General features: G+C 39.5%; 11 protein-coding genes and 1 pseudogene. 6 read left to right on the top strand and 6 right to left on the bottom strand.

Going from position 1 to position 11,960, the window contains the following annotated elements:
• From CXY28_RS06880 to hemH, 4 genes and pseudogenes are all read right to left on the bottom strand, one after another.
• A pseudogene (locus CXY28_RS06880) lies at positions 1–272 on the bottom strand (glycosyltransferase family 10 domain-containing protein); the annotation flags it as partial.
• Between the two features lie 9 nt (positions 273–281).
• On the bottom strand, positions 282–3,092 hold the full coding sequence (locus CXY28_RS06875) for a cytochrome c biogenesis protein (RefSeq protein WP_100980162.1): 2,811 nt from the start codon (positions 3,090–3,092) through the stop codon (positions 282–284).
• 8 nt (positions 3,093–3,100) lie between these two features.
• Complete coding sequence (locus CXY28_RS06870) at positions 3,101–3,772, bottom strand: SoxW family protein (RefSeq protein ID WP_100980161.1); 672 nt, start codon at positions 3,770–3,772, stop codon at positions 3,101–3,103.
• Positions 3,773–3,845: 73 nt separating this feature from the next.
• On the bottom strand, positions 3,846–4,853 hold the full coding sequence (gene hemH, locus CXY28_RS06865) for a ferrochelatase (RefSeq protein ID WP_050825923.1): 1,008 nt from the start codon (positions 4,851–4,853) through the stop codon (positions 3,846–3,848).
• A gap of 55 nt (positions 4,854–4,908) precedes the next feature.
• Between hemH and CXY28_RS06860 the strand changes: the two genes are divergently transcribed.
• Together CXY28_RS06860 and CXY28_RS06855 are read left to right on the top strand one after the other, a co-directional pair.
• The gene (locus CXY28_RS06860; protein WP_100980160.1) at positions 4,909–5,340 is read left to right on the top strand and encodes a hypothetical protein; all 432 of its coding nucleotides are present in this window, start codon (positions 4,909–4,911) and stop codon (positions 5,338–5,340) included.
• Entirely contained in the window at positions 5,341–6,021 is a 681-nt protein-coding gene (locus CXY28_RS06855; RefSeq protein ID WP_100980158.1) for a 16S rRNA (uracil(1498)-N(3))-methyltransferase, read from the top strand.
• Positions 6,022–6,044: 23 nt separating this feature from the next.
• Here the strand turns inward: CXY28_RS06855 and CXY28_RS06850 are convergent, their stop codons facing one another.
• Positions 6,045–8,162: a porin family protein gene (locus CXY28_RS06850; RefSeq protein ID WP_100980156.1), complete on the bottom strand. Its 2,118-nt coding sequence runs from the start codon at positions 8,160–8,162 to the stop codon at positions 6,045–6,047.
• A gap of 159 nt (positions 8,163–8,321) precedes the next feature.
• Positions 8,322–8,888 (bottom strand): dCTP deaminase, encoded by a 567-nt coding sequence (dcd, locus tag CXY28_RS06845; RefSeq protein ID WP_000523105.1) that lies wholly within the window; start codon positions 8,886–8,888, stop codon positions 8,322–8,324.
• 130 nt (positions 8,889–9,018) lie between these two features.
• Here dcd and accB point away from each other — a divergent pair, with 130 nt between their 5' ends.
• From accB to CXY28_RS06825, 4 genes are read left to right on the top strand one after another with little or no spacing between them, the layout of a single operon-like run.
• On the top strand, positions 9,019–9,489 hold the full coding sequence (gene accB, locus CXY28_RS06840) for an acetyl-CoA carboxylase biotin carboxyl carrier protein (RefSeq protein WP_100980154.1): 471 nt from the start codon (positions 9,019–9,021) through the stop codon (positions 9,487–9,489).
• A gap of 14 nt (positions 9,490–9,503) precedes the next feature.
• Entirely contained in the window at positions 9,504–10,871 is a 1,368-nt protein-coding gene (locus CXY28_RS06835) for an acetyl-CoA carboxylase biotin carboxylase subunit (protein WP_198542635.1), read from the top strand.
• Between the two features lie 22 nt (positions 10,872–10,893).
• A complete protein-coding gene (locus tag CXY28_RS06830) occupies positions 10,894–11,382 on the top strand; it encodes a hypothetical protein (protein WP_100980150.1) in 489 nt (162 codons plus the stop codon).
• The gene (locus CXY28_RS06825; protein ID WP_100980148.1) at positions 11,349–11,882 is read left to right on the top strand and encodes a class I SAM-dependent methyltransferase; all 534 of its coding nucleotides are present in this window, start codon (positions 11,349–11,351) and stop codon (positions 11,880–11,882) included. Before CXY28_RS06830 ends, CXY28_RS06825 begins: the two co-directional genes overlap by 34 nt.
• Positions 11,883–11,960: the final 78 nt, after the last annotated feature.

Here is an 11,960-nt window from a genome sequence, read left to right as displayed (position 1 = left end):
ACTCGTTTAGTGTTTTGATAGGATAGGATTTTTCTGGCTGAGCCAATAGGACTGCCAAAGACGAGATCGGAGGGTTCGTTGGGGTTTTGGTGGAGGGTGATTGTGTAGCGTTGGCTTAAAATGAAATACAGAGCACTCTTTTTAAATTCTTCAGCGCCTCCCCACCAATTCGCCACAGCGATTTTTAGGGGGGGGGGGGGGGGTGGATTTAAAGGTATTTTTTTTTTAATTGGAGCACTTTCTATAAAGGCGTCTAGTAAGGGCTGGAACATTTTTACCCTTTAAACCAATTTAGGCAAACTCAAATGGCGTTTGAAATACGCCAAGATCACGAGAGCAAAAGGTATCGCTACCAAAAAGTATAAAAAAGTAGGGATCGGCAAGGGATCGCCTGCGGCATAGCTGTGCAAGCCAGAAAGGTAGTAATTCACGCCAAAATAAGTCATTAAAACCGAATAAAACCCTAGCACGCTGCTGCTCGCTAAAATAAAGGGCCAATTTTGAGAGCCTAAAAAACGCAAATGCAAGATTAAAGCATAAACGCAAATAGAAATCAACGCCCAGGTTTCTTTAGGGTCCCACCCCCAATAGCGTCCCCAAGATTCATTCGCCCACACCCCGCCTAAAAAATTCCCGGCTGTGAGCATGAACAAGCCTAAAATCATGCTCATTTCATTGATAGCGCTAATGGAGAGGATGGTTTTATCTAAATTGAAACGCCCTTGTTTGCGCAAGATAAACAAAACCAAACTTAAAATCCCTAGCACAAAACACAAGCCCAAAAAGCCATAACTGGCGGTGATGACAGAGACATGGATATTGAGCCAATAGGATTTTAACACCGGCACTAAATGGCCGATTTGAGGGTCCATAAAGCCTAAATGAGCCACAAAGAGCGCGATACCGGCTAAAAAGCTAGAAGCCGATAGCGCGAGTTTGGAGCGTAAAACAAACCCTGCGACAACAGAAGCCCATGCGATATAAAGCATGGACTCATAAGCGTTGCTCCAAGGCGAATGCCCGCTCACATACCAGCGCAAGATTAGCCCCATAGAATGAGCGATCGCGCAAAGCAAGATAGCCACATAAAGGATTCTAGTGAGCCAAATATTAGGGGGGGTGTTTTTAACCAGAGAGCTTATCACAACGATAAAAAGCAACAACCCTAGAAAGATATAAGGCAGAGTCAGGCTGTTAAAAAAATTGGTGTGGTTTAAAAAAATTTCAGAATCAACTTTTGAAGAGGGTAAATAAAGGTTTTTGGCATGCTCTTGCTGATAGACGCTTAAATCTTTTAGGGTTTTTTCTACTTTGTCCCATTGATTGGTTTTTAAAGCGTCATCAAACCCGCTAAAAATATTTTTTAAAAACTCCCTTGCCACGCTTGAAATTTCTTTATTGGGGCTGTTGATCGCTTCAATGGGCGAGAGCCAAGCGGTGGTTTTATCGCTAGGGAAAATGCGTAAAAATTGAGCGCTAAAAAGCGTATAAACTAAGTTGATGCGTTCATCTACTTTTAAGACATCTTTATCCAACTCGTTGCGCGCATTGGGGGATTTTTGATTGACTTCTTCAACCAGATTTTTTAATTTATACCCACGGCTATCAAAAACATCTCTAAAAGCGATACGGCTTTCATCTAAAGGCGTGCCGATGAGCTTTCTTAAGGCTTTATTGGAAGTGTAAATCATTTTAATACTGCGCCAATCATTGGGGAAAAACATGATCCCTAAAAGCACCTGCATGGCGTTTAGCCCTTGAAAATCATCTTTTCTTAAAATCTTATGGATATATTCAATGCTGATGGTATCAAGGGGTTTGATGCGCCCGTCAAAATCCTGGACTTGAAGCCTTTGAAAGGCTTTTAAATGGTCTTTGGAATACTCTCTTAAATGCTTCAAACGCTCTAAAATCGCGCTTTTAGAATCTTCTTTATTGGCGGAATTTTCTATCTTTTGTCGCTCAATTTTAGCGCTTTTGCCCCCATGCATGTCAATTTGGCCTTCATTGGCGAACGAGGAAGTAAAAGGGCTGACTAGAATTAAAGCGAGCAAGAAACTAGCGGCTTGTTGGGATTTTAAAAAGCGTGAAAGCTTTAAAAAACGCCCGTTTTTATCCAAAAGCAACCACAAAGCCCCCAAAATAAGCATCGCATACCCTAAATAAGTGGGGATTTTACCCGGGTCTTTATTGACAGAAAGAATCGTGCCTTTTTCATCCATGTCATAAGAAGATTGGAAAAAGCGATAACCTTCATAATCTAAAACATGGTTCATAAAAATCCTATAAGGTTTGATTAAAGTGTTATCCAATTTCAAAACTTCCACTTCTGAAGCGTAAGATGAAGGGCTCATAGAACCGGCGTAGCGTTCTAATTCAAAACGCTTCAGTTTGATTTGAAAGGGCAATTCAATGTAAGCGGATCCAAAACTTAAAGAGAGCTTGTCGTCTTTAAACATCTCGCTTTCTTCTATGCCTTCATTCCTGTTGTTTTTAATGAGGTTGAATTTGTGGCTCACGCCGTTATAAGTCGCTTTTAACACTAAAATGGTAGCGTCATCTTTTTTAATGGCGTTTTGCTTGTAAATCTCTAAGGGTTCTAAAATTAAAGGCTTGTGATCTAAAGTGGCATGAATGGGTTTTAATCGTTTGGAATAATAAAAGGTTAAAGGCGTTTTTAAAGAAAGTTTTTTTTCGTCATTTAGGGTGATATTAAGGTAAGTGTCCGCGCTTTCAAAAGAGCTTTGAGTGCTGTTTTCTCGTACATGCATAAGCCCTTCTACGCCAAAAAAGCGCGTGATGGCTGCCCCCAAAATGATGAAAATCAAGGAGCTGTGGAAAAAAAGGCTCGCATACCTTTTGCGCTCCAAAGCTTTAGATTTAATGAATGTGCCTATTAAAACCACTAACAAATACGCATGCAAGAAATTAAACCAAGGGGTGTTATACACAATAGCCTTACTCGCGCTCGTGCCATAGTCATTTTCTATAAAAGTGGCTATCGCGCACGCACAAGCGTAGAGCGCGATTAAAGGGATAGCGACCCAAAAAGAAGCGAACAAAAAATAAATCAAGCTCTTAAGGCTTTTCATTCACTTTCCTAGCTGGATTTGTTTTTAGAAAGATTGGTTTTATACTTGATGTAAGCCTTTAATTTTTTAGTGAGATCCTCATCGTTTTTCGTGTCTTGATACTTCCCATCGCCGATAAATTCTAACACGGCTAAAAATTGCGTGGAGGGCATATAGCCGGGCAACTCATAGATGGTTTTACCGGTTTTATCGGATAAAACAATCGTAGGGGTGGATTGGACGGCATAAATTTGCGCTAATTCTTCTGTGGACATTTTGATTTCTTTTTCATCGTTTTTATCCTTATCGCCAACCTTAAAATCATGCTCTTTGGAGTAGCTGATATTGACATAGTAAGCGCTAAAATGCTCTTTAATGTAGTCGCGCAATTCTTTGACATTTTTGAGATCTTTTTTAAACCTTTCGCAATAGGAGCAACCATTACGCCCAAAAACTAAAAGCATGTATTTATCATTGGGGCTAATAGACTTATTGTCTAAAAAAACATCTTCTAAACCAGAGTAACTCTTTTTGTCTATGTTGTCTCGCTCATCGTTCAATTCTTTGGAGCTTTGAGAGCCAGAGCTTAAAAGATTTTCATCTAACTTTTCTTTATTGTTGGATTTGCAAGCACTTAAAAACAGCGAAATCAATAACAAAACGCTTAAAAATTTCTTGGAGACATAAGAAAGTGAAAACATGTAATAACCTTTATTGTTTAATAAATTTGAAAACTCGGTATTTTACTATAATAATCGCCTTTTTATGCAAATTTCACTCACTTTTAAGGTTTTTCACTAATTCAATGATAAATTTTGCAAACTCTATAGAATCGTTTAAGCATGGGCAAACCAAATATTCTTTAATTGCCAAGCGCTCTGCCATCAAGCGGTATTGCATGTCTAATTCATAGATCGTTTCAGAATTGTCAATCGTGAAAGCTAAAGGATAGATGATAATATGAGACTTGCGGTGCTTTTCTATCAATTCTTCAGTGCTTGGCTCTAGCCATTTCATAGGCCCTAGCTTGGATTGGTAAGAGAGTAAAACTTCTTTAAAAGGGGTATTTTTTTGTTGCATCAACTCTTTTAACAAACTCACATGGTGTTCGCATTCTTGCTGGTAAGTATCACCCGCATCAACAATGCTTTTGGGTAAGCCATGGACGGAAAAGATTAAGACAAAATCCTGGCTTTTGCGGTTGTTTAGAGCGCTTAAAATCGTGTTTAAAATGATTTCATTAAGCTTTTTGTCAGCATAAAAGCGTTCTATGACTCGCACTTTGGGGCGGAAAGTTTCTAAAGATTTGAGAGCGTTAAAAGCGTCATTGAAACTAGAAAGGGTGGTCGTGCTAGAATATTGCGGATACATGGAAAAAAACACCAGGCTTTCTACCTCTTTTAAGGCTAAATCTTGCAAGACCATAGACGCATAAGGGGGGGTATAACGCATCGCATAAGTGTAAAAACGAGAAGGATCCAATTCGTTCAAACGCTCCGTAAGGGCGAATGTGATAGGCGTTAAAGGGGATTTGCCCCCTAATTTTTCATAGATTTTTTTGGATTTTTCTATGCGGCTATTGACAATCATTTTACCCACCATTTTACGCATGAAATTATTTTTAATGGTAAGGATAAAGGGGTCATCAAACATGTTTTTTAAAAACACCCCCACTTCATAAAGGCTGTTAGGCCCTCCCATATTCAAAAGAACAACCGCTTCTTTGGGGGATTTTGCGGCGTTATTTTCTAAATTATTAAGCTTTTCATTGATTAAATCCATTAGCACATGCTAAAATAAAACGATTAATAAAAAATAAATCGTTAGAAAGAAGTTAATGTTAGAGATGAGTTTGCAAGCATTAAATACACAAGATTCTTCTGTGATGGCTCAATCCTTGCTCGTCCATGCCTTTTTTGCCGCCTTGCTTGCCCTAGCCTTTATGATCAATCTTTACACCCTTTTTAAAGAAAAGAACTTTATCCAATTGAACAGAAAAATCTATCTTGTCATGCCAGCGATTTACATTCTTTTAAGCATCGCTCTTTTGAGCGGGATTTTTATTTGGGCGATGCAACAATTTGAATTTTCTTTGAGTGCTGTTGTCATGCTTTTAGGGCTGTTGTTGATGCTGATAGCAGAAATCAAACGCCATAAAAGCGTGAAATTCGCTATCACTAAAAAAGAAAGGATGGAGGCGTATATCAAAAAGGCTAAAATCCTGTATTTTTTAGAAACGATTCTTATTGTTGTGTTAATGGGCCTTTGAATGCGTTTTGTCTATCACCCTTTAGCCAAAGAGCCTACTTTAAAAATAGAAGGCGAGAGTTATACGCATTTATACCGATCAAGACGCGTCAAAAGCGCAAGTCGTTTGGATTTAAGAAATTTAAAAGACGGCTTTTTATACACCTATGAGCATGCAGAAATCGCTAAAAAACACGCCCTTTTAAAGCTAGTGGGCGGGCGAAAATTAGAGATTATGGCCAGCAAAAAAACGCATTTGATTTTAAGCGTGATTGAAATCAAAAACATTGAAAAAATCCTACCCTTTTTAAATCAGTTAGGCGTGAGCAAGTTGAGTTTATTCTATGCAGATTTTAGCCAGCGTAATGAAAAAATAGATAACGCCAAATTAGAGCGCTTTCAAAAGATTTTGATTCATTCTTGCGAGCAATGCGGTAGGAGCGCTTTAATGGAATTGGAAGTGTTTTCAAACACTAAAGAGGTATTAAAAGCTTACCCTAAGGCGAGCGTTTTGGATTTTAATGGCGAAACCTTACCCACAGGCGTGGGTTTTGAAAAGGGCGTTATCATAGGGCCTGAAGGGGGCTTTAGCGAACCAGAAAGAGGGTATTTTAAAGAGCGTGAAATTTATCGCATCCCGTTAGACATGGTGCTAAAATCTGAGAGTGCATGCGTGTTTGCAGCGAGTGTCGCGCAAGTTTAGGGGGTTATTGGGGATTTTAAATCCTAAAAAATCCACCCGTAATTAAAAAACACTTTAAAATGACTGCCACCCTCATTCAAAACAACAGAATTCGCATAGATGCCATTATTAGAAGCGATTTTAATACCGCTTTGGATTAAAGGAACGCTAATGCCTACAGAATATTTAGAATGCTTGTAGCGGTAATTAAACCCCGTAACTATATCTAAATTACCGCTTCCTTTGACCTGGTTGAAAACATAGTAGCTATTGTATAAGCCCCTTAACCCCCCAAACACCCCAAAAGAGGAAGCAAAAACTTTTTTAGTTGGATTGCCTTGCTTTTTATTGGTATAAGTGGTGATGAAATCAAACAACACATCCATTCCCCCACCATAGCTTAATTGCTGGATTTTTTCATCGTTAGCCTGAGCGTAGTTGTATTTGATGATGCCGTAATAGGCTAACCCTATGTAGTCATTGAAATAATGTTGGTAGCCTATTTTAACATTGGCTCCTAAAATAGGGCTTCTAAAATTTTTACTTGAAGAGCGGTAAGTGGTGGTGGAAGTGGTGGAAAAATTTTGCGCGATCGCACTGACCATAGAGGTTGCAAAATTTTGCACATTCAACCCAGCGTTTAAATGGCTGGCTTGGCTGCTCAAGTTAGCGAAATTAATAGGCAGGGCGTTTTGATTGATGAGCTGTTGCCAAACAGCGGTAGTAACCCCTATAAGCCCAGCGGGGACTTGAGCGCAATTGGTGTAGATGGAATTGGGGTAATTGCTGGGGAAAGCGGGCTGATTTTTGCCGCCAAAACGAGAGCAAACATCATAGGTGTAACCATCCCGATCTTTCACTTCTTTCCCATTTGTAAATTTTAGTTCTTCTTTCCCATTGACTAATTCTTCTTTTCCACCCTCACATTCTTGTATGGCTCCGCCGTTTTCTTGACACAAGCGCACTCTTTGATAAGTCATGTTCCCATTATGCGTATAGCCTTTAGTGTGGCTAAATTCATGGATAATGTCTCTTAATTCCACAATATCAACTTTGTTCAAAGTTTTACCAAACAATTTTTCAGGATTTAAGGCAGAAGCTTCTATCCCCAGATTACCATCATTATCATCAAGTTCATACCCTAGCCCTACAAACCCTGATTTTAGGATATTCACTTCAAGATTGATCATTCTTCTAAACGCATCTATAACGGATTGTGGGGTTAGCACATATTTTTCATAGATGGGAGCGACACGCCCGTTATTGAAAGGATTCACGCATTTAGGAAAGTCAGAGCCGCATTCTGATGGGCTGTTAGAAAATTGGAAAGGAGCGTTTAAAACGGCTTCTTCCCAAGATTTGGAGTCAAACACCGCAATCATATCTAACATTAAATTGGTCAATTCTTCTGCGGTTTGTGGGGTGAAATCTGACACACAATCATGGCAATTACCTTTAAAATTGTTGGTATCGGCGTTTTCATAACTCATCGTTACATTGGTTGTGATCTTGCTGAGCTTTTCAAACAAACTTTGCGTGTTAGCGTCAGAAAATTGTGTGGCAGTGGCTTGAAGTTGTTGGTAATTAAAGCTATCAGCTTGTTCAAATTCTGAATCATTAAACAAGCTTGCAGGCAAAATGATTTGAGAATTTTTGGGGATAGTCTCTATCACGCCTAAATTGACCACCTTGCCTTGAGCGTCTTTAAAACTCAGTTCAACATTGTTTAAATTGTAAGGCAGAAAGTTTTGTATGGTTATGTTCCCATTAACCATATTCGCATACACAGGGTTTTGAGAATAAAAAGTTAAGCCATTTTCTATATTGTCCGTGGTGAATAAAGCCGTTGCGTTTTTTAAAATGGTGCTTTGGGGTATGTAATATTTTCCGTAAGCGCTTTGTGGGGTGGCTGTGTCGCTTTTGTTTTGTTCTTTAGGCTGTTCTTTAGTTTGTGGGTGGGTTAGGGGGTTTTCATAGATTTTTTGAGTGTTTTGGGTGTTTTGGGTTATTGTTTGTTCTTTAGTTTGCGTTCCTTCTAATAATCCGGTTTCAAACCCGGCTTCTATAAAAAAGCCATCTTTTTGGTGTTTTTGAAAGGCTTCTAAAGGGTTGAACAAGCCGATTAAAGACAAGCAAATCGTTTTACTAACGAATCTTAGCATGGTAATTTCCTAAATGGTTTAGCGTTTTGTTTCTCAAAGAGTGTGTAACTCAATCAAACTGAACTTTCGTATTATAATACATTTTTGAGAAATTGCGGTATTGTTTGTATTTAAAAATAAACAACGCCCAAAGGATAAGCGCTTTTATCTTTCTTCAAATCACTTCAAAATTTTAGGCAAAGTGATACCCACTTGCCCTTGATACTTACCGCCTCTGTCTTTATAGCTTTGCTCGCACACTTCATCGCCTTGTAAAAACACCACCTGCGCGATCCCCTCATTGGCATAGACTTTAGCCGGTAAGTTGGTGGTGTTAGAAATTTCAATCGTAATATAGCCTTCAAATTCCGGCTCAAAAGGCGTAACATTCACAATAATCCCGCACCTGGCGTAAGTGCTTTTGCCTAAACAAATCGCTAAGGTGTCTTTAGGCATTTTAAAATACTCTATCGTATGGGCTAGGGCGAACGCGTTAGCGGGTAAGATAAAAAAGCCCTCTTTACTCGCATCAATTTTAGTCGCGTTGTTAGGGTCAAAGTTTTTAGGGTCAATTAAAGCATTTTTGTTATCAAAGAGCATGAACTCACTCCCCACTCTAATATCATACCCGTAACTGCTCAAACCATAGCTGATCACATTCTTACCGACTTGCTTTTCGCAAAAAGGGCTAATCATGCCATGCTCTAAACTCATTTTTTTAATCCAAGAATCCGCTTTTAATCCCATACGCACAAAGCCTTTAAAGTTTGTTAATAATTATGTTATTATAACAATAATTTTTTGCTAAAAACGCTTATGGTTAGTAAGATGATGTGTTTGTGGCATATTTTAAAATAATATTAAGGAATAGATCGTTATGAACCTTTCTGAAATTGAAGAGTTGATCAAAGAATTTAAAGCTTCTGATTTGGGGCATTTGAAATTAAAGCATGAGCATTTTGAGTTGGTTTTGGATAAAGAATCCGCTTATGCGAAAAAGAATGCGTTAAGTTCCGCCCATTCTCCAGCTCCCATCATGGTAGAAGCGAGCATGCCAAGCGCTCAAACCCCTGTGCCTATGGTATGCACCCCTATTGTGGATAAAAAAGAAGATTTCGTGCTTTCGCCTATGGTAGGCACTTTTTATCATGCGCCCTCCCCTGGGGCTGAGCCTTATGTCAAAGCGGGCGATACGCTTAAAAAAGGGCAAATCGTGGGCATTGTAGAAGCGATGAAAATCATGAATGAAATTGAAGTGGAATACCCTTGCAAGGTGGTTTCTGTTGAAGTGGGAGACGCTCAACCGGTAGAATACGGCACGAAACTCATCAAAGTGGAAAAGCTTTAAAATCCATGAATAAAGTGAATAAAGAAAATAAAAAGGTAGAAAAAAAAGAGCTTTCACGCATTTTGATCGCTAATAGAGGCGAGATCGCTTTAAGAGCGATCCAAACCATTCAAGAAATGGGTAAAGAATCCATAGCCATTTATTCTATCGCTGACAAGGACGCCCACTACCTCAATACGGCTAACGCAAAAGTGTGTATAGGGGGGGCCAAATCCAGCGAGAGTTACTTGAATATCCCTGCGATCATTAGTGCGGCGGAATTGTTTGAAGCGGATGCAATTTTCCCTGGGTATGGGTTTTTGAGCGAGAATCAGAATTTTGTAGAGATTTGCTCGCACCATTCTTTAGAATTTATTGGCCCGAGCGCAAAAGTCATGGCTTTAATGAGCGACAAATCCAAAGCCAAAAGCGTGATGAAAGAAGCCGGCATGCCTGTGATTGAGGGCAGTGATGGGTTGCTTAAAAGCTATCAAGAAGCTGAAGAAATCGCTGATAAAATCGGCTACCCTGTCATCATTAAAGCGGCCGCTGGTGGGGGCGGAAGGGGGATGCGTGTCGTAGAAGATAAATCCAAGCTTAAAAACCTTTATCTAGCCGCAGAAACGGAAGCTTTGAGCGCGTTTGGCGATGGGAGCGTGTATTTAGAAAAATTCATCAATAAGCCTAAGCACATTGAAGTCCAGATTTTAGCCGATAAGCATGGCAATGTCATTCATGTGGGCGAAAGGGATTGCTCGGTGCAAAGACGCCAGCAAAAGCTCATTGAAGAAACCCCGGCAGTGGTTTTAGAAGAGGGCGTTCGTAAGCGTTTGCTAGAAACAGCGATCAAGGCCGCTAAATACATCGGCTATGTGGGGGCTGGGACTTTTGAATTTTTGCTTGATTCTAACATGAAAGATTTTTATTTCATGGAGATGAACACTCGTTTGCAAGTGGAACACACCATCAGCGAAATGGTGAGCGGGTTAAACCTCATTGAGTGGATGATTAAAATCGCTCAAGGCGAAGAATTGCCCAAGCAAGAAAGCTTTTTTCTCAAAGGGCATGCGATAGAATGCCGGATCACTGCAGAAGATCCTAAAAAATTCTACCCAAGCCCGGGCAAAATCACCGAATGGATCGCTCCTGGTGGGGTGAATGTGCGCCTTGATTCGCATGCGCATGCTCATTATGTCGTGCCTACGCACTATGATTCGATGATTGGCAAGCTCATTGTGTGGGGTGAAAACAGAGAAAGAGCGATCGCTAAGATGAAAAGGGCTTTAAAGGAATTTAAAGTAGAGGGCATTAAAACGACCATTCCTTTCCATCTTGAAATGCTTGAAAATGCGGATTTCAGGCAGGCAAAAATCCACACGAAGTATTTAGAAGAAAATTTTTAAACTTAATTGCAAGGAGATTTTAATGAAGCAAGTGATTAAAAGGGTTCTTAAGGGTTTGTTACCCAATCGGTTTTTAAACGCGTATCGTCATGTTGAAAACTTGGGAGCGATTAAAGAGCAAATTCGTTCTAATGTTGAAACTCTAAGATCGTTTAAAGAGCAAATCAACTCTATAGCCAATCAGGTCAATTCCATTCTTTGGCGAGCTGAAAGGGTAATGTCTATCAATGAATTATTTGTTGAAACCCCTAAAGAGAAGGTTGAAGGGTTCATCAAGAGCTTGCACCCCATTAAGACCGAGCATGAATTGGTGCGTTTTGGGGCAAAACATGATGGGGGCTATTTGATACCTAAGGATTTTAAGGGGATTAGAGCACTCTTTTCTCCAGGTGTGGGTAATGAAAGTGCGTTTGAAGAAGATTTTTATCGTCAGTGCAAACTTGCAAACCATAACGATATATATATATATATATATATATGGCAGACAAGTCGGTCAATAAACCGATACTGAATATCCCTAAAGAAAACTACTCCTTTATCAAAAAATTCATCGGTTGCACTGACAATGAAGATTTTATTATCCTAGACACTTGGGTCAATAACTCTCAAGTGGGCGAAGGGGATTTAATGTTGCAAATGGATATTGAAGGGGGTGAATATCTCGCCCTCATCAGTGCGAGCGATGTGCTATTGAATCGTTTCAGAATCATTGCTTTAGAAATCCATTGTCTGAAATATTTGTGGGATAACAACTATTTTGAAATGGTTCAAAGCGCTTTAAATAAAATTCTAAAAACGCATTATTGCGTGCATTTGCACCCCAATAATTGTTGTGCCCCTCACCATCACAATGGGGTGAGTATCGTTGAAGTCATAGAGTGCACTTTCATCAGAAAGGATCGGGTGAAACATATCTTGGGCTATTGCGATGAGTTCCCACATCCATTAGACGCTGACAATGTGGTTGAAAACCACACGCTTATTTTACCCAGAAACTGGTATGGAGACTGAAGTCTTTCTGTTTTGAAATGCTTGAAAATGCGGATTTCAGACAAGCAAAAATCCACACGAAGTATTTAGAAGAAAATT

This window comes from Helicobacter pylori, from assembly GCF_002832345.1.
GTDB lineage: Bacteria > Campylobacterota > Campylobacteria > Campylobacterales > Helicobacteraceae > Helicobacter > Helicobacter pylori_CP.
Note: the sequence above shows the minus strand (reverse complement) of the source record. Positions and strands in the feature narration are given on the sequence as shown.